Source organism: Pseudomonas sp. SDO524_S393, assembly GCF_054071875.1.
The window spans coordinates 34,349-53,701 of record NZ_JBSVVZ010000005.1 but is presented as its reverse complement, the minus strand read 5'-3'; the positions used below and the strand labels follow the sequence as shown (position 1 = coordinate 53,701).

Sequence of the window (19,353 nt, the reverse complement as noted above, 5' to 3'; positions counted from 1 at the left end):
GGCCACAATTGCCCTGAGTTTCATCCGCCGTTCACAGTGTTGCGCTGGCCGCCCCACCTTCCAACTTGCGCCACAACAACCGCACGTTCGCCTTGCGTACCAGCGCACAGCGATACAGGCGGATCTCCAGCGGCACATGCCATTGCGGGCCACCGCATACCACCAGTTCGCCTCGGGCCAACTCCGCTCGCACACTCAACTGCGGCACCCAGGCGATGCCCAGGCCTTCCAGGGCCATGCTCTTGAGGCTGTCGGCCATGGCGGTTTCGTACACGGTGGTGAAACGCAGGGCGCGCTGGCGCAACAGCAAGTGCACCGAACGGCCAAGGAACGCGCCGGCGCTGTAGGCCAGCAGCGGCACGCTGCCCTCGCCTTCCAGGTCGAACAGCGGCTTGCCATTGGCGTCGGCGGCACACACCGGAAGCATTTCGGTATTGCCCAGGTGCAAGGACGGGAAAATTTCGGCGTCCATCTGCATGGCCGCGTCCGGATCGTAGAACGCCAGCATCAAGTCGCAGCCGCCTTCGCGCAAGGCGTGCACAGCGTCACCTACGTTAGTGGCGACCAGTCGCGTAGCGATGTTCAAACCTTCGTTGCGCAACTGCGCGATCCAGCGTGGAAAGAAGCCCAGTGCCAGAGAATGCGCCGCCGCCACTTGCATGACTTCGCCCTGGCCGCCCTCCAGGTGATGCAAGTGGCGCAGCACTTCACCGAGTTGCTCGACCACGGTGCGCGCGGTCACCAGGAACAGCTGTCCCGCCGCCGTCAGCTCCACCGGCGTGCGCGAACGGTTGACCAACGTCAGCCCCAGTGCGGCTTCCAGGCTGCGGATACGTCGACTGAAGGCCGGCTGGGTGACAAAGCGCCGCTCCGCCGCCTGGGAAAAGCTGCGGGTGGCCGCCAGGGCGCTGAAGTCTTCCAGCCATTTGCTCTCAAGGTTCATCACGTTCTCCCACGGTACGCACCATTTTGGCACACACGCCCGCCATGATAGCCGGGTCACACTCACATTATGCCGTTTATGCATAGGTCAGTGTTTAACAGCATTGGCCCTGAATCTTCCACAAGCCTAGCATTCACAGCGTTCCGGCAAAGCCCGGGTCCATATCGAGATGATTTCCGTCATGTCCTCCGCTGCATCATTCCGCACAGAAAAAGACCTGCTTGGCGTACTCGAAGTACCGGCTCAAGCGTACTACGGCATCCAGACCCTGCGAGCGGTGAACAACTTCCGTCTCTCCGGCGTTCCGATTTCGCATTACCCGAAATTGGTGGTCGGCCTGGCAATGGTCAAGCAAGCAGCCGCTGACGCCAACCGCGAGTTGGGCCAGCTCAGCGAAGCCAAGCACGCCGCCATCAGCGAGGCCTGTGCCCGTCTGATCCGTGGTGATTTCCACGAAGAGTTCGTGGTGGACATGATTCAAGGCGGCGCCGGCACTTCAACCAACATGAATGCCAACGAAGTCATCGCCAACATCGCGTTGGAGGCCATGGGCCACAACAAAGGTGAATACCAGTACCTGCACCCCAACAACGACGTGAACATGGCGCAGTCGACCAACGACGCCTACCCGACCGCGATCCGCCTGGGTCTGCTGCTGGGCCATGACGCGCTGCTGGCCAGTCTCGACAGCCTGATCCAGTCGTTCGCCGCCAAAGGCGAAGAGTTCGCCCACGTCCTGAAAATGGGCCGTACCCAACTGCAAGACGCCGTGCCGATGACCCTCGGCCAGGAATTCCGCGCGTTTGCCACCACCCTGGGTGAAGACCTGGCCCGCCTGAAAACCCTGGCGCCAGAGCTGTTGACCGAAGTGAACCTGGGTGGCACCGCCATCGGCACCGGCATCAACGCCGACCCGCGCTACCAGGCCCTGGCCGTAGAGCGCCTGGCCTTGATCAGCGGCCAACCGGTGGTTCCGGCGGCCGACCTGATCGAAGCCACCTCCGACATGGGTGCCTTCGTGCTGTTCTCCGGCATGCTCAAGCGTACCGCCGTGAAGCTGTCGAAGATCTGCAACGACCTGCGCCTGCTGTCCAGCGGCCCGCGCACCGGCATCAACGAAATCAACCTGCCGGCGCGCCAGCCAGGCAGCTCGATCATGCCCGGCAAGGTCAACCCGGTCATTCCGGAAGCCGTGAACCAGGTGGCGTTCCAGGTCATCGGCAACGACCTGGCCCTGACCATGGCAGCCGAAGGCGGCCAACTGCAACTGAACGTGATGGAACCGCTGATCGCCTTCAAGATCTTCGACTCGATCCGCCTGCTGCAACGCGCCATGGACATGCTGCGCGAACACTGCATTGTCGGTATCACCGCCAACGAAGCGCGCTGCCGTGAACTGGTGGAGCACTCCATCGGCCTGGTCACCGCACTGAACCCGTACATCGGCTACGAAAACGCCACCCGAATCGCTCGTATCGCCCTTGAAAGCGGCCGTGGCGTGCTGGAACTGGTGCGCGAAGAAGGCCTGCTCGACGACGCCATGCTCGACGACATCCTGCGCCCCGAAAACATGATTGCCCCGCGCCTGGTCCCCTTGAAGGCCTAAGCGCTTGTTGCACCGCTCACCAGGTTGAGGGACTAGACACCTCTCACCTTTTGAGGGCCTGAAGGCTCGCTCTTCAGGCCCTTTTTTTTGCCTGAAATACGCTCGACCGAACACCGAAGGACCTTGTGGGGGCCGGGTTTGCCCGCGATGAGGCCGGGTCAGATGACAGCACCGTTGCCTGACACACCGCTATCGCGGGCAAGCCCGCTCCCACAGTAAAACGGGGATCACCCGTCGCATTGGGTGAAACCTTTAATCAGCCCGGGCAGACGGATCACGTTCGCCTAGGTATAGTGCCGCCCCTCTTCGCGTCTGAGGCTGTCGGTAACGAGGCCCGGTACAGCGCGAAACCGCATGAATAACAACCCGCAAAAGGAACGGGGTCGAAGCGTCGCGCACTGCCTGGTGCCATGCGACATGCCGGACCGTCCTGCGTTTGCCATTAGAAAAATCAGCGAGGAACACTCCATGCTCGAAGTCATCAACGACTTCCTCTCAGGGAAAGTACTGATCGTGCTCATTGTCGGGCTCGGCGGTTATTTCACGATCCGCTCGCGTTTCGTCCAACTGCGTCACTTTTTCCACATGTTTTCGGTGTTTCGCGACAGCCTGAAAAACAGCTCCGACCAGCTCAGCTCGTTCCAGGCGCTGATGCTCAGCCTCGCCGGCCGCGTAGGCGCCGGTAACATCGCCGGGGTCGGCATCGCCGTGACCCTGGGCGGCCCCGGTGCCGTGTTCTGGATGTGGGTCACCGCGCTGGTGGGCATGTCGTCCAGCTTTATCGAGTGCGCCCTCGGCCAGCTCTATAAACGCAGCGATGCGGAAGGCCAGTTCCGTGGCGGCCCGGCTTACTACATCCAGCACGGCCTGCAAAAGCGCTGGCTGGGCATGGTCATGGCCTTCCTGCTGCTGGTGACTTTCGGCTTTGCCTTCAACGGCCTGCAAGCCCACGCCGTGACCCACTCGCTGAACAACGCTTTCGGCCTTGACACCACCTACACCGGCCTGGCCCTGGCAGTCTTGCTGGGCCTGGTGTTCATCGGCGGGATCAAGCGCATCGCGTCGATCGCCGACCTGCTGGTACCGGTCAAGACACTGATCTACATCGCCGTGACCCTGTACGTGATCGTGCTTCAGTTCGACCACGTACCGGCCATGCTGGCGACCATCGTCAAGAGCGCCTTTGGCCTCGACCAGGCCTTCGGCGGCCTGGTGGGCAGCGCGATCATCATGGGTGTGAAACGCGGCGTGTTCGCCAACGAAGCCGGCCTGGGCAGCGCGCCCAACGTGGCGGCAGTGGCGGCGGTCGAACACCCGGTGGCCCAAGGTGTGGTGCAAGCGTTCAGCGTGTTCCTCGATACCTTCGTGATCTGCACCTGCACCGCGCTGCTGATCCTGCTGTCGGGCTTCTACACCCCGGGCTTCGAAGGCGATGGCATTGCCCTGACCCAGAACTCCCTGGCCGCCGTCGTAGGCGACTGGGGCCGCATGTTCATCTCGGTGGCCCTGGCGTTGTTCGTGTTCACCTCGATCATGTACAACTACTACCTGGGCGAGAGCAACCTGCGCTTTCTGGTGGGCAACAACCGCAAGATGCTGATGGCTTACCGCACGCTGGTGCTGGTGCTGATCTTCTGGGGTTCCATCGAAAACCTGAGCACCGTGTTCGCCTTTGCCGACATCACCATGACGATGCTGGCGTTCGTCAACCTGTTCGCCCTGGCGTTCCTGTTCAAGATCGCCATGCGCATCCTGAAGGACTACGACGATCAACGCGCCTCGGGCATCAAGGTTCCGGTGTTCGATTCCAGCCAGTTCCCTGACCTGGACCTGGACCGCAAGGCCTGGCCGGCCAACCCGGCAACACCGGACGCAGCGGCTTCGGCAGCACTGAACGCTCAGACACAACGCTGAGCGCCGGTCGATAGATGACACGCCGCCCGGCCTTGGGCATGCTCTGGGCCCGGCGGCGTTTTTCGTTCAGGAGAATCTCAATGTCAGCATCCAACAACGTCATGGTGCTCTACACCGGCGGCACCATCGGCATGCAGGCCAGCGCCAACGGCCTGGCCCCGGCCTCCGGTTTCGAAGCGCGCATGCGCGAACAACTGGCGAACCAGCCGTTGCCGGCGTGGCAATTCCGCGAAATGGCGCCGCTGATCGACAGCGCCAACATGACCCCTGCGTACTGGCAGCGCCTGCGTGCGGCGGTGATCGAGGCCGTGGATCAAGGCTGCGATGGCGTGCTGATCCTGCACGGCACCGACACCCTGGCCTACAGCGCAGCGGCCATGAGCTTCCAGTTGCTGGGCCTGCCGGCGCCGGTGGTGTTCACCGGCTCCATGCTGCCGGCCGGTGTACCGGACAGCGATGCCTGGGAAAACGTCAGCGGCGCGCTGGCCGCCCTGGGCGCAGGCTTGGCGCCCGGCGTGCAGTTGTATTTCCACGGCGCGCTGATGGCGCCGACCCGCTGCGCGAAGATCCGCAGTTTTGGGCGCCATCCGTTTGCTGCCCTGCAACGTAATGGCGGTGTGGCCCGGGCGGACGCCATTCCGGCGGCCCTGGATTACCGACATCCCAAGACCCTGGCCACCGTCGGCGTATTACCGCTGGTGCCGGGTATTGCAGCCGTGCAACTGGATGCGCTGATCGACAGCGGCATCCAGGCACTGATCCTCGAATGCTTCGGCAGCGGCACCGGGCCCAGCGATAACCCGGCGTTCCTGGCCAGCCTGCAACGGGCGCAGGCCAATGGGATCGTGGTCGTGGCCATCACCCAATGCCATGAAGGCGGCGTGGAGCTGGACGTCTACGAAGCCGGCAGCCGTCTGCGCGGCGTCGGGGTGTTGTCCGGCGGTGGCATGACCCGCGAGGCCGCGTTCGGCAAGCTCAATGCGCTGATCGGCGCCGGACTCGACACCGCGCAAGTGCGCCGTCTGGTGGAACTGGACCTGTGCGGCGAGTTGCAGTGAATACCCGCCTTACATAAGCACCACCGCACCCGGTTCGACGCTTCCTAGCATGGCAACGCCCAGGTTTTTAATGGGTCTGTTGCCATTCTTTCGTGCAAGGAAGCGTCATGACTGCATCCCCTTCAACCGAACCTCATCAAAGCCTCACTGACGCGCTGATCGCGCAAATGTCCACTGGCCCCGCGTTTCGCGAAGTGGCCGCCACCTTGCTGCGTGAGCAATTGCAGGCGCTGTACCCCACGCTCGATATCGACCCGAATACCGCCGTCGTCGGTACTCCGCTGTGGGACATCGAGGATGACCAGGTCGTACCGGCCGGCCGCCATTACCAGGTGCTTACCGACGTGCTCGCCGTGCAATCCGTGTTGGCAGTGCCCACGCTCTACATCGAAGGCCAGCATTTTCTGACCCAACTGCCCGTTATTGAGCCAGCGATCCACCTGCCGGTGCGCATCCTCGATATCGCCAGTATCCTCAATACCCTGGCACCCGTGATGTTGCGCGGCTACCAACAGGCCCAACTGGAGTACTGGAACACCATCGAAAGTGACAGCGGCCCACGCTGGCACGGGTTATCGACCATGCTGCGCGACCACTGGAACCTGATACAAGTGCCTGGCTGGACCACGGCTGATTGCCAAATGGCACGCCAGCTGTTTCAAACCCCGGACGCGGCCACTCGCAAGCAACAAAACCCAAATGGCGTTCGAGCCTATGTGGTGGATGTCGACCAGATTGATGACGCGGGCAATACTTCCCACCTTGATGAAAACCTGATCAGCGTGCTTGTCGGCAAACCGGAAGGCACCGAGGTGGTCCTCACCCATTCGTTGATGTCGGGTTTCAAGAAGTACCGGTCCCTCGACGAACTGGGCAAGGACCTGTCACTGCCGGTGATGTACAAAAAACTCGAGTGGCGCCTGGTCGAACCTGATGGTGATTTTTTCGACTACCTGGCCAGTGCTTTCATCGGCATCCAGACCAAGGCGATCGGGGCTATCGACTTTTCCTACCTGCGCGAGCCGAACGTTTCACAGCACGTCCTGGCGCAACCGCCAACCCCCCGCGCCAAACGAAGCGCACCGGCCCTGCTCGATTACATCCAAGCGCTCCCCGAGTGGCTCACCAGCGCCACTGCGGCAGACCAGGCGGCGTACTCACGCCACCTCAAGGACCTGGCAGCCCTGCATAACGCCAACGAGGGCCGTACTTATGACGAAGGCATCAGCCCTCTCCCTCAATACACGCTCGAACGGCTCAGCGCGGAAATGCTCAAGGACCACCCCGACGCACTCACGCAGTGGCTGAGCGACCTCGACATCGTCGTGCGCAGCCCCGTGGTCTGGGGCACATTCGCGGTGCCGGGGCAAATCGACACCACGGTGTTCAGCCTGGTGGAACTGGCCCTGCAAAACCTGATTGCCTTGCCACTGGGCATCAAGTCCCTGCGCCTGCGAAACCCACACCCGCTGCCGGACTGGCTGACCGTCGAGTACCTGGAAGGCTTGATCAGCCGCGTGGACATCGGCAGCACCTACCTGGCGCTGATACGCCGAACGCTGCTGGATAACGCTCAAGAGTCCGCACGCCGGCGCTCGCTCTACGCCCAGCACTTGCGCATTCAACTGCCGTTACTGGCTTTGCAGTGCAAGTTGCGCCACGAAAATGGCATCGATGAACAAGGCTATGCGTATGTAAAGGCCGTGACACAGGCCGAGACCGCCGAACGCCAGGTACAGGGCCAGCGCATTGTGATGCGAGCGCTGGCGTTCGTGCCGACCCGTCGGCAGGGCAACATTGCCGACCAGGTCACCAATATGTTCGTGATCGGGCCGGAAGACCCGACCGCCGGCCCCTGCCTGCTGTACCGGCCGCTGCTGGACAAACCCCTTTCCCAGTTCCCTTCGCAAAACAACCTGCTCTATGCCTTGCAGCAGTCCAGAAGCCTGCGCGATTCGGTGCTGGCGTGGCTGCCGGATGACGTGCGCGATGATTATGCCCAATACGTGTTTCCCGGCGACCTGCCGTCGCCCTGGGCCGTGGTCGAATTCCTGGCAGACCCGTTCAAGCTATGGATCATGGGCGGGCCGCTGGCGCTCGGCCAGGAGGCTATCGAGGGCGACCTGCCCGGCGTACTGTACGATGCCAATGCCAACGCCCTGATCACTCTCGCCGACCGGCAATCGGTGTCCAACGCCGAAGCGCGCTGGGCCACGTTCAAACGCGCCGGCTGGCTGATCTTCAATAGCGCACTGCCGTTTCTGGGGCGCACCGTCGGTGCGGCGGCCTGGATCTGGCAAATCATGGATCAGCTGCAAACCGTGGTCGACACCCGGGAGCATCCCGAGCAGCGATCCACTTGGGCCGCACTCGCCGAATTGCTGCTCAATCTCGGCACGGCCCTGACCCTGCACAGTGTTACCCGCACCACACCACGCCGACTAACGCCCGGCAACACTGTGGTGGTGCCAAAACAACCCTCCCCTCCAACGCCCGTCAGCATCACTCGACTGACGCCGATTGCTTCAGACGCGCTGATCGCCCATGACCAGCCCTTGCACGTCAGCGGCGCAATCAACCGGGCACCTGCCCGCCTGGCCACCGTGCTGGACAGCTTCATGGTGGTCAAACCCGACGCGCTGGGAGAAGTACACAACGAACCTGGGGCTTATCATTTTCTGTATGGCGCCGGGCAAAGCTGGTACGCCCCGGTGGCACATCGCTGGTTCAAAGTGTTGGTCGACGAAAACGACGATGTACAGATTGTCGACCCCGCGCAACCCAGTCGTACCGGCCCACTGTTGATTCACAACAGCAGCGGTCAGTGGTTTATCGATACCCGCCTGCGTCTGCGGGGAGGCGGTCCCAAGCTCCTGACCGCCAAGGCCCGCGCGCAGGCCAGTCAAAAGGCGCAGAAATTGCGCGAGCGCCTGGAGGCCTTCGAAAAAGGTAAACGGGCGGCCCAGGACGAGCTGCAACGGGCCCGGCAGGCATTGGACACCGGCCCCTCCACCTCGGCTGATGCGCTCAGGCACGCCTATATCCAGACCCTGGAGACCCAGCGCACGGAGTACGAGTCGGCCCTGCAGATGCTCAAGGAAATGAATGTCCATGAACCCAGCGCAGAGTACGCGCCCAAGGCCCTCAACTACATCAAGGCCCAGGCCGGGCTGACCCAGGCCGCACTCAGCGATATTCTCGCCCGCTTCACACCCAAATGGCGTTCTGTGCACGATCAGATACAGCGCCAGATCGAAGTGCCGCAAGAGCGCTACATCGAGGACTTCCGCGAACTGCGCGAATTGGCCGGCAAGCTGCTGGTGCAATTGGAATACATGCACGGCCGCTTCACCGAACTCAAGGGTCTGGCCAGGGATGGTGCGCTGCTACTCAATACCCTCAAGGGCTCGATGCCGGTCTACACCCCCGACGACCTCAAGGCGATACGCATATCACTGACGCGCAACCTGTGCCTGCCCGAGACAAGCATCAAGAGCACGCCGCAAGCCTGGTTGGCGATTGACCAGATTGTCGACACCGCCGACATCGCGATCCAGTGCCTGCGCGACACCCTGGAGGAGCGCAGTGACCGACGCCTGGACGAACGCATTGATACCTTGAGCAGCCTGATCGAACAGTTTCAATTACTGGACGAGCGCCTGCAGGATTTTCCCGTGGAGTTCTCCGAACAAGCTATCACCGATCAACTGCTTGAATTGCGCGGGGAACTGAGCGAGTTCCAGCACCGGGCCACCAGCAACCTCGGCATGCTGAGCCTGGAAAGAACCGCGCTCAGAAACCGCCCCACCCCGCCGTCCACGCCGCCGCGCCCCAGGAAACAATTTATCCACACCCGCTACAACGGCCTGCTGATCGGTGAGCCGCGCTTGACCGACTTGGGCCTGGAAACCGGCCTGGTGGATATTCGCTCACCCCTGACCCAGCAGGTGCTGGCCACCTATCATGAAAAAACCAAGGGCGTCTGGGTCGTACGCGACCGCACCCCGCCGCCGTCGGCCGGGCCCATTGCCGTGGATGTGCAGCAGAGCATCAGCCAGGGCCAGCACCTGTTGAGTGAGCTGCCCGCATTTCTCGCACGGGCCCGTACCCACGCCAACCTCGCTGATCGTGCACCGTTTGGCATCGAGCACTTGTACCACCAGCATGCCAGCAGGCTGGAGTTGGCCCGTCACTCGATCGAACAGGCCCTGACGCAGCGCAACATCACCGACAGTGACGCCTTGTCAGCACCGGCCAGCGCCGTGATCAAAGCCCTCGACGGCGCCTTGGCCGACCTCTATCAGCAGAGCAATCAGCTGGTGCAACGCACGCTCAAGCTGCGGCCACCCACCGTATCGGGGGTTGAATGGCTCAAGCGACACAATGTGATATCCATCAAGAAAAGCGTGGCCCGCCGTCGCATCAAGTCCATAAACCCGGACTACCTGGATGAATACACCATCAGCGATCGCGTTACGGGGCAGGTGCTGTGGTACGCACACTTTCACTACAGCACCCACTGGACGCCCGATAAAGCCTACGTGTCTGCCCGCCTGAAAAACCCGGCGGAGCATGCGCTGGGCAGCGCCGCCGACTCACCCGATGGTCTGAGCCGGGCACAGACCGTCGCGTTCTATCGCAGCGAGATCAGCCTGGAACAGGCACGCGAGCTATTTTTCGAGCGGCCCAAATCCGGATCCGGCAGTTGACGCGCCCCCGGCAAGCGGCATGCAACTTGCTGCATCGGGAGCACACTCTGGCACCGGTTTGCGCCATGCTGCATTCACACTTGACCACCCTCAACGCCGTATCCCTGGTCCTGGCCACCTTCGAGGATCAGGGCCTGGCGAACGATGTATTGCTGGCCGGCAGTGGCATTGGCATGGCCGACCTGCACCGGGCCGACACGCGTATCACCACCTGCCAGGAGATGCGCGTGTGCGCCAATGCCGTGGCCCTGCGTCAGGACATCGGCCTGGAATTGGGCCAGCGCATGCACGTGTCGTGTTACGGCTTGCTCGGGTATGCACTGCTCACCAGTGCCACCTTAGGTGACGCTTTGCGCCAGGCACTGCGCTACCCGGCGCTGTTGGGAACACTTTTCGAACTGAGCCTGGTGGAAGACGGCGAGCACATCTGGCTGACCGCCGGCGACTACCGGGAAAACCCCGAACTGGCGGCCTTCAACGTGGAGTTTTGCCTGGTGTCGATGAAGGTCATTTGTGACGACCTCCTCGGACGCCCCTTACCGTTGCGGGGTGCCAGCTTCGATTACGCCGCGCCGAATTATCACGCACGCTATGCCGAACGCTTCGACTGCCCGGTGCAATTCAACGCACTGATCAATGGGTTTTCCTTCGATAAACAGTGGTTGCAGCAACCCCTTCCCCTGGCGGATGCCATCACCCACCGGGCCATGGTCGAACGTTGCCGCAAACAGAACTCCGAGTTCACCGGGCGCCAGGCCTGGCTCAATCGCGTGCGCCAGTTACTGGCCGATCAGCTGCATGCCGCCCCCGGCCTGGATGGCTTGGCGGCGCAGATGAATTGCTCGGCGCGTACCCTGCGACGTCACCTGCACGCACTGGGTTGCAGCTACCAGCAATTGCTCGACGAATTGCGCTTCGAGCAAGCCAAGCAATGGCTGGCGCAGGACCAGATGCCCATTCATCAAATTGCCGAACAGCTGGGCTTCAGCGAGACCGCGAGCTTTCGCCATGCATTCGTGCGCTGGAGTGGGGTGGCGCCCAGCGTGATGCGCCAATAACGGGCGAATTACGGTCACGTTCTTTGGCCACATTTATCCCCTTCTGGCCGCTCCGGCCATTCTCTTGAGCGCCCCGCCCCGCAACACTTGAGGCCACAACAATGAGCCTGCGGGGAGTACCCATGCTGACGATCTATTCGGACGATCACCATCTGCACCACGGACGCTGTGAACTGATGGACGGGCAACTGATGCCCTGCTTCGAAATGCCGTCCCGTGCCGACCACGTGCTGCAACGGGTCAAGGACCGCGCACTGGGCCCGGTGCAGCCCCCGCAGGATTTCGGCCTGGCGCCGCTGCAACGCATCCACAGCCGCGACTACCTCGACTTCTTCAAAGGCGCCTGGGCACGCTGGACCGAGTTCGGCGAGGACGGCGACTTGCTGCCCTACACCTGGCCCGCACGCACGCTGCGCCGCGTGCTGCCCACCAGCCTGCACGGCCAGCTGGGGTATTACAGCTTCGATGGCGGCGCACCGATCACCGGCGGCACCTGGCAGGCGGCTTACAGTGCGGCGCAGGTCGCACTCACCGCGCAACAGGCAATTCAGCAAGGCGCCCACAGCGCGTTCGCCTTGTGCCGGCCACCGGGGCATCACGCCGCCAGCGACTTGATGGGCGGTTACTGCTACCTCAATAACGCGGCCATCGCGGCCCAAGCGTTTCTCGACCAAGGCCATCGGAAAGTCGCGATCATCGATGTGGACTACCACCACGGCAACGGCACTCAGTCGATCTTCTACGCACGCAATGACGTGCTGTTCACCTCGATCCACGGTCATCCGGAGGCAGAGTTTCCGTTTTTCCTCGGCTATGCCGACGAACTGGGCGAAGGGGCCGGGGAAGGCTTCAACTTCAACTACCCGCTGCCGGCCGGCTCCGGCTGGGACACCTGGAGCGCGGCCCTGGAAGAGGCCTGCCGCGAGACAGAGCGCTACGACGCCGATGTCATCGTAGTGTCCCTGGGCGTGGACACCTTCAAGGACGACCCCATCTCCCAGTTCAAGCTCGACAGCCCGGATTACCTCGCCATGGGCGCACGCATCGCACGCCTGGGCAAGCCCACGCTGTTCGTGATGGAAGGCGGCTACGCGGTAGAAGAAATCGGCATCAACGCCGTCAACGTACTCGAAGGTTTCGAACAAGAAGGAGCTGCCCGATGAAGATGCTCACCTCCCTGCTCTTGTGCGCCGCCGTACTGAGCGGCGCGGCACAGGCCGAAGAAAAACCCCTCAAGGTCTATAACTGGTTCGACTACATCACCCCCAAGGCACTGGAAGATTTCAAGGCGCAGAACCCGAAGATCAAGCTTGTGTACGACATCTTCGACACCAACGAAGCCCTGGAGGCCAAGCTGCTCACCGGCAACTCCGGCTATGACGTGGTGGTGCCGTCCAATGTGTTCCTGGCCAAGCAGATCGAAGCCGGCGTGTTCCAACCCCTGGACCGCAGCCAACTGCCCAACTGGAACCACCTCGACCCCAAGCTGATGAAGTTGATCGAGGCCAACGACCCGGGCAACAAATTCGCCGTGCCCTACATGTACGGCACCATCCTGATCGGCTTCAACCCGGACAAGGTCAAGGCGGTGCTGGGAGCCGATGCACCGGTGGACAGCTGGGACCTGATCTTCAAGGAAGAGAACATCAGCAAGCTCAAACAGTGCGGTGTAGCCCTGCTCGACTCGCCCTCGGAGATCCTGCCGCTGGCCTTGCAGCACCTGGGCCTGGACCCCAACAGCAGCAACCCCAAGGATTACGTCAAGGCTGAAGCGTTGCTGATGAAGATCCGTCCGTACATCACCTACTTCCATTCCTCCAAGTACATGGCCGACATCGCCAATGGCGACATCTGCGTGGCCGTGGGTTACTCGGGCAGCTTCTCCCAGGCCGCCAACCGCGCCAAAGAAGCCAAGAATGGCGTGACCGTGGACATGCGCCTGCCCAAGGAAGGCGCACCGATCTGGTTCGACATGCTCGCCATTCCCAAGGGCGCGCAGAACCCGCAGGACGCCTACACCTTTATCAACTACCTGCTGCAACCCCAGGTGATCGCGCCAATCAGCGACTTTGTCGGCTACCCCAACCCGAACAAAGACGCCACCGAACAGGTCGACCCGGCGATTCGCAACAACCCCAACCTGTACCCGACCGAGGCGGCCATGGCTAGGCTCTACACCCTCAAACCCCTGGGCCGTGACGCTGAACGTGCCCGCACCCGGGCCTGGACCAAGATCAAATCTGGCACCTGAGACCGGCTCAAGACGCCAGAAATAACTGGCGCCCCGAGGCATTGGTGATCGACGCACGGTAGACCTTGCGCCCGGTTTCACGCTCGTACTCGCGGCCCAGCCTGCGCTGGGCCGCGATCTTGAGATGGGCCGCCGTGGGCTGGCCGTCTGCGGTCTCAGGGGTGGGATAGTGAAAGTGCGCGTACCACAGCGGCCGTTCGCCGTCGGTGAGGTCCAGCACTTCGTATTCCTGCAAATAGTCCACTACGCCGTCGATGGTTTCCGGCACTCGGCCCTGAATCCGGCGGATGCGAATCACCTGTTGAGCCAGCAAATACTGCACGTCGCCGAGTGTCGGGGTGAGGGTGTGCCGAGCCATTTCGATGCGCAGGTAACGGCCATGGGCACGCAACTGCCGCGCCTGGTCCTGCAACTGGGCGATCAAGGGGGCGTCGCTGTTGGCGCGGTGGATCGCTTTGGCGGCTTCGTCAAAACGACCGGCACTGCGCTGCAGGTCCTCCTCCACTTCCACGGCCAAGGTGCCCGGGGTCTGAGACTGTCGAGTCGCGTCACCGAGCAACTTGGGCAGAGTGGCACTCAAGGTGGTGCCTGCGCTGATCGCGCGGCGTGCCGCAGGGCTCAACTGACCGGCGTTGCGCCGCAACCTGGGCGCGCGTTGCAGGCGCCAGCGGCCCTGGGTATCCGGGCTGATGCCGGGGCCGCAGGCGGTCGGCTGTTCGTGCTGGTCGACGATCTGGTGTTGCACGACATTGACGTTCAGGACAGGCGCAAACCGGATATTCGAAAGCACGTTGAAGTGGTTTTCATCCTTGTTGTAGATCAACGCACCGCCCTGCCTGTACAGCCCTTTATGCACCCCCTCCTCGATCAGCTCACCCGGCGTGGGGGAAGGGGGACGTTGCAACGCGACCAACCGTTTGCCTTGGGTGACCGACAAGGCCTTGCGCGCCCCGGCCCAGGCGGTATCCAGGCGCTTGACCCGAGGATGCGCCACCGCAACATCGCCAGGGTGCCTTGTGCCAGGGCACACCAGCAGGATCGCCAGGTTGCGCAGCAGGCTGACTTCGCATCGCCAGGTCCGCGTGGCTTCGCAGAAGCCTTCAAGGTTGCCGCCCACTTGCTTGAGACGGGCCAGGGTCTGCAAAGGCGATTCAAGCAGCGTCGACCAGCGCGCCACTCCGGCGCTGTACAGCACGCTGAACGGCTCGGCCAGTGGCGCTCCGGCAGCGGGCGCCGACGACACTTGCTCGATCACCAGCGGTTCCTCTGGCCGCAACACCACCCAGGGACCCTGGGTGTTTGCCGGGGGGCCCAGCAGATAGCCGTCGCCCTCTTGCAACGGCATGAACGCCACCGGCACACCTCGCAAGCGACGGTGCGGGGCGAACCTGTTCACCGCCGCACGCACCGTTCGGTAGCCTTCATGGGTGACATTGGCTTCGTTGCGCAGGCTGTATTCCAGTGTCAGCCGACGCAATTGCAAAGCCAGTTGCCGAGCGAATAACGCGCTGTGCCGGGCATCCGGTTCCGCGTCCGCGTCCAGCACACTGGCGCCACGATGCTTTTCATGAAACCGCGCCAGCGCCTCAAGCCATTGGCTATAGGCCAAGCGGCCCGAAGGTGAGGCGTTTTTCAGCCACGCGGGCAACTGTTGCTCCAGCTCGAACCGCAAGCTGTCTTGCTCCAGGTGCGGCTCAATGAAATCCGTGAAACCCGACGCCCAGGCCAGTTGCCGGTCCAATGCCGCGAGTTCGGGAAACTCGCTGGGGTCGATCCAGGCGATGCGCTGCAAGGCCGTTTCCAGCGCCCCCAAAGCCCACTCCTCGAAGACGTTATGTTCCAGACGCTCTGCGCCGCCCAGCAGCGCCGTGGCGTCATCCACAATTTCCAGCCCCCGGGCCAGGGTGAACATCCATGACGTATCGCTGCCCCGCGTCATGACCAGCGTCAGGCAGCCGTGTCGATTGGCGAGGTAAACCTGCGGCGAACGCACGCCCAATTGTTGCTCGCGTTCGCCACTGTCGGGGTAATCCAGCACGGCCGTGACCATGGCCCGCGCGGTGGCGTCGTCCAGCGCCCTGCGGGCGGTGCGCAGCCGCCGCTCCAGTTGCTGCGCCAGGGAACGCCAGCGGCTGAACCCTCGCGTATCGGGGCGGGTGAAGAAATCGATCAGGCGCTCGCCATAGTGTTCGAGCACCGCCTGATAGTGTTGGTCGAGCCGGGCTTGGGTGATGCCCAGCGATTGGAGGGTGGGGCGCAGCGCGAACATCTGGCCGAGCTGCAATCTGAACGGATCGAACATGATGATTACCTTGAACGCCGGTCGCACCATGCGCCCGGCCATGGGTATTCAAGGTAAGGCTGCGCACCGCGCAGAGGTGTGTAGTTAGTTGACACGCCCCCACGCCTGACGCAGCCGGGCAAGCGCCAGGGCAATGCCCGCCTCGGGTACGGCGGCGAACCCCAGTACGAGGCCGGCGCGCTGGTCCTCGGGAGTGGTGGATTGCGCCAACCAGTAGGTGCTCAAGCCGTTGACTTCGACGTCCACCGCATGCGCTTGTGCGAGCAACTGCTGCTCGCGGGCCAGGCTGTCGACGCGTACCGTCAGGTGCAATCCCGCGGCGACGCTGGGCAGTGGCCCCACGCCCGGTAGCCCCTCGGGCCAGCCGGCCAGCAAGGCATTGCGCCGGCTCAATGCCGCGCGGCGCATACGCCGGATGTGCCGCTGAAAATGCCCGGCAGCCATGAACTCGGCCATCACCGCCTGGGTGCTGACCTCGGAGTGGCGCATGTCCACGGCGCGACGCCGGGAGAACGCATCCACCAGGCCCGGCGGCAATACCAGGTAACCCAGACGCAAGGCCGGGAACGCCACCTTGCCGAACGTCCCGACGTAGAGCACCCGTCCACCACGATCCAAGGCTGCCAACGGCGCCAGCGGCGCGCCGCTGTAGCGGTATTCGCCATCGTAGTCGTCTTCGATGATCCAGCCGCCAGTCCGCTCGGCCCACGCCAGCAATTCCAGGCGTCGTGCCAGGCTCATCACCACCCCCAGCGGATACTGATGGGACGGCGTGACGTAGGCCACATGGCAATCTTGCAGGCTGTTCAACACCTGGCAGTCGATGCCGTCGTGATCCACCGGCACGCCATGCAGCCGCGCACCTGCCAGGGCAAAGGCGTGACCGGCAGCGCGATAGCCCGGGTTTTCCACCGCCACGCCATCGCCCGGCTCGACCAGCAACTGTGCACAAAGACTGATCGCCTGTTGTGCACCACTGGTGATCACAATTTGTTCAGCGGTGCACTGCATGCCCCGCGAACTGCGCAGGTAAGCCGCGATCAACCCGCGCAAACGGCTGTCACCTGCGGGGTCGCCATAGCACAGCTGTTCCAGGTCCGGCTTGCGCCAGAACGCCCCGTTGAGCTTGGCCCACACGTCAAACGGAAACAGATCGAATGCCGGAACGCCCACACGAAAGGCGCGCGGCGGCCCTGCCGGCGGCTGTGGCAGGTGGTTGTTTTTTATCCGGGCCAGGTTCCCGCTGTGGATAACTTCACTGTCCAGGTCTTCCGGTAATTTTCCCCATTTTGTGGATAAAGCTGGGGATAAGCCTGTTGAAAACCCTGTGGACAGTTTTGTGGATAATTTTTTGTGCGTGGGCAGTTGGGCGACATAAGTGCCATCCCCGACCCGGCTTTCGATAAACCCTTCCGCATACAACTGGTCGTAGGCCCGCACCACGCTGTTGCGCGAAATCGACAAGGCCGCCGCCAGGTCGCGGGTGGCGGGCAAGCGCGTACCGCTGACCAACCGACCATCCAACACCCGTTGGCGCAAGGCTTCGTAGAGTTGGCGCGTGAGCCCTTGGCGACGATCCAGCTCGATTCCGGCGGGGTTGAAGGACAGTGGTGGTGTGATCGGCGGCATATTGGACCTATGAAATTGGCCACTGATGGCTCTTACAACGAACCATTAGCCTGCCTAGGATGCAGGCATTCGCCAAGGAAAATATTCATGTACACACCCCGCGCCTTTGCCCTCGACGACTTGCCTGAACTGCACCAATTGATCCAGCACACACGTCTGGCACAGCTGGTGACCTTTGGCGAGCAAGGCCTGCAAGCCAGCCACTTGCCGCTGCTGCTCAACCCCGATGAGGGCCCGAACGGCACACTCTACGGGCACCTGGCCAAGGCCAACCCGCAGTGGAAAGACCTGCAGAACGGCAGCGAAGCGCTGGTGATCTTTGCCGGTGCCGAAGCCTACGTCAGTCCGGCGTTCTACCCGGCCAAGGCCGAGCACGGCAAAGTCGTGCCCACCTGGAACTACATCGCCGTGCATGCCTACGGCAAGGCCGAGGTGTTCAACGACGCCGAGCGCCTGCTGGCGGTTGTCAGTGCCTTGACCGATCGCCACGAAAGCGAACGCGCCCAGCCGTGGAAAGTCAGCGACGCGCCGGCGGACTACATTGAGGGCATGCTCAAGGCCATCGTCGGCTTCGCCCTGCCCATCGAGCGGCTGATCGGCAAACGCAAACTCAGCCAGAACCGCAGCGCGGCGGATATCGCCGGCGTGCGCGAGGGCCTGGCCGCCAGCCACGACGTGCGCGACCAGACCCTCGCGCGCTTTATTCCCCAAGGAGTTCCAGAATGAGCCAGATCGACATTCGCCCGGTCACCGCCGCCGACCATGCCGCGTGGCTGCCACTGTGGCAGGCCTATTTGAAGTTCTACGAAACCACCCTGCCGGACGCGGTCAGCCAGAGCACCTGGCAGCGCCTGATCGATGCCAGCGAGCCGACCCATTCGGCACTGGCCTGGCAGGACGGCAAGGCGGTGGGCATGGTCAACTTCATCTACCACCGCTCCAACTGGAGCATCGAAAACTCCTGCTACCTGCAGGACCTGCTGGTGGTTCCGGCGCAACGGGGTACGGGTGTGGGTCGCAAGCTGATCGAGTTCGTCTACGCCACCGCCAAAGCCGACGGTTGCGCCAAGGTGCACTGGCTGACCCACGAGACCAACGCCACGGCGATCCAGTTGTACGAGCGCATCGCCGAACGCCCGGGCTTCATTCAATTTCGCAAAGGCCTCTAAGGAGCACAGCATGTCCACCTCCCTCGCCGACTGGAAAGGCGTCCCGGCGCCCACCGTCCAACTGCTCGAAGGGCGCTTCATCCGCCTGGAAAAACTCGACCCTGCCCGCCACGGCGACGACCTGTTCCAGGCCCTGCAAGGCCCCGGCGCCGACCCCAAGCTGTGGGACTACTTGCCTTACGGGCCGTTTCCCGAGCGCAGTGCCTTCAATGACTGGCTGAACAACCATGCCCAGCACAGCGACCCGTATTTCTTCAGCGTGATCGACCGCACGACCGGCCAGGTGCAGGGCATCCTCAGCCTGATGTCCATCGTCCCGGCCCAGGGTCGCATCGAGATCGGCCACGTCACTTTCGGCGCGCCGATGCAACGCTCGCCAAAAAGCACCGAGGCCGTGTATCTGCTGGCCAAACACGCTTTCGAACAGGGCTACCGCCGCCTGGAATGGAAGTGCAACAACGGCAACGCCCGCTCCAAATATGCGGCCGAACGCCTGGGCTTCAGCTTCGAGGGCGTGTTCCGCCAGCATATGGTGGTCAAGGGCCAGAACCGCGATACGGCGTGGTATTCGATTATCGACTCGGAATGGCCGAAGGTTGGGGCGGGGTTCGAGGAGTGGTTGTCGGAGGAGAATCAGAACGGCTCAGGCCAACTGAAAACCCTGGCAGAGTGCCGGGGCTGAATTTCACCAACGACACAAACCAAATGTGGGAG

At 62.8% G+C, this 19,353-nt stretch carries 13 protein-coding genes; 10 read left to right on the top strand and 3 right to left on the bottom strand.

Annotation, left to right across the window (positions count from 1 at the left end; translation table 11 throughout):
• Nucleotides 1-31: 31 nt before the first annotated feature.
• Complete coding sequence (locus ACW9IB_RS03910) at nt 32-943, bottom strand: LysR substrate-binding domain-containing protein (protein ID WP_457412459.1); 912 nt, start codon at nt 941-943, stop codon at nt 32-34.
• Between the two features lie 181 nt (nt 944-1,124).
• On the opposite strand from ACW9IB_RS03910, the gene aspA reads away from it, so the two are divergent.
• From aspA to ACW9IB_RS03875, 7 genes are all read left to right on the top strand, one after another.
• Nucleotides 1,125-2,549 carry an aspartate ammonia-lyase gene (gene aspA, locus ACW9IB_RS03905; RefSeq protein WP_457365558.1) on the top strand — a complete coding sequence of 475 codons (1,425 nt, stop codon included), beginning with the start codon at nt 1,125-1,127 and terminating at the stop codon, nt 2,547-2,549.
• A gap of 468 nt (nt 2,550-3,017) precedes the next feature.
• Nucleotides 3,018-4,463: an alanine/glycine:cation symporter family protein gene (locus tag ACW9IB_RS03900; protein ID WP_457412457.1), complete on the top strand. Its 1,446-nt coding sequence runs from the start codon at nt 3,018-3,020 to the stop codon at nt 4,461-4,463.
• An 80-nt stretch (nt 4,464-4,543) separates the two neighbouring features.
• Nucleotides 4,544-5,521, top strand: coding sequence for an asparaginase (locus ACW9IB_RS03895; protein ID WP_457412455.1), 978 nt, complete (start codon nt 4,544-4,546; stop codon nt 5,519-5,521).
• A gap of 107 nt (nt 5,522-5,628) precedes the next feature.
• Nucleotides 5,629-10,230: a hypothetical protein gene (locus ACW9IB_RS03890; protein WP_457412454.1), complete on the top strand. Its 4,602-nt coding sequence runs from the start codon at nt 5,629-5,631 to the stop codon at nt 10,228-10,230.
• Between the two features lie 65 nt (nt 10,231-10,295).
• Nucleotides 10,296-11,288 (top strand): AraC family transcriptional regulator, encoded by a 993-nt coding sequence (locus ACW9IB_RS03885; protein ID WP_457412453.1) that lies wholly within the window; start codon nt 10,296-10,298, stop codon nt 11,286-11,288.
• 122 nt (nt 11,289-11,410) lie between these two features.
• The gene (locus tag ACW9IB_RS03880; protein ID WP_457412451.1) at nt 11,411-12,451 is read left to right on the top strand and encodes a histone deacetylase family protein; all 1,041 of its coding nucleotides are present in this window, start codon (nt 11,411-11,413) and stop codon (nt 12,449-12,451) included.
• Nucleotides 12,448-13,539 (top strand): polyamine ABC transporter substrate-binding protein, encoded by a 1,092-nt coding sequence (locus tag ACW9IB_RS03875; RefSeq protein WP_457412450.1) that lies wholly within the window; start codon nt 12,448-12,450, stop codon nt 13,537-13,539. The genes ACW9IB_RS03880 and ACW9IB_RS03875 overlap by 4 nt, the downstream gene beginning before the upstream one ends.
• Nucleotides 13,540-13,546: 7 nt before the next feature.
• Here the strand turns inward: ACW9IB_RS03875 and ACW9IB_RS03870 are convergent, their stop codons facing one another.
• Nucleotides 13,547-15,841, bottom strand: a complete 2,295-nt coding sequence (locus ACW9IB_RS03870; RefSeq protein WP_457412448.1) for a hypothetical protein — start codon at nt 15,839-15,841, stop codon at nt 13,547-13,549.
• 84 nt (nt 15,842-15,925) lie between these two features.
• Nucleotides 15,926-17,470, bottom strand: a complete 1,545-nt coding sequence (gene pdxR, locus ACW9IB_RS03865) for a MocR-like pyridoxine biosynthesis transcription factor PdxR (RefSeq protein WP_457412446.1) — start codon at nt 17,468-17,470, stop codon at nt 15,926-15,928.
• Nucleotides 17,471-17,557: 87 nt separating this feature from the next.
• Here pdxR and ACW9IB_RS03860 point away from each other — a divergent pair, with 87 nt between their 5' ends.
• The 3 genes from ACW9IB_RS03860 to ACW9IB_RS03850 are packed head-to-tail and all read left to right on the top strand — an operon-like array spanning nt 17,558 to nt 19,321.
• Nucleotides 17,558-18,196, top strand: coding sequence for an FMN-binding negative transcriptional regulator (locus ACW9IB_RS03860; protein WP_457365549.1), 639 nt, complete (start codon nt 17,558-17,560; stop codon nt 18,194-18,196).
• On the top strand, nt 18,193-18,639 hold the full coding sequence (locus ACW9IB_RS03855; protein WP_457365548.1) for an N-acetyltransferase family protein: 447 nt from the start codon (nt 18,193-18,195) through the stop codon (nt 18,637-18,639). Before ACW9IB_RS03860 ends, ACW9IB_RS03855 begins: the two co-directional genes overlap by 4 nt.
• Nucleotides 18,640-18,649: 10 nt before the next feature.
• A complete protein-coding gene (locus ACW9IB_RS03850; protein WP_457412445.1) occupies nt 18,650-19,321 on the top strand; it encodes a GNAT family N-acetyltransferase in 672 nt (223 codons plus the stop codon).
• Nucleotides 19,322-19,353 lie beyond the last annotated feature (32 nt).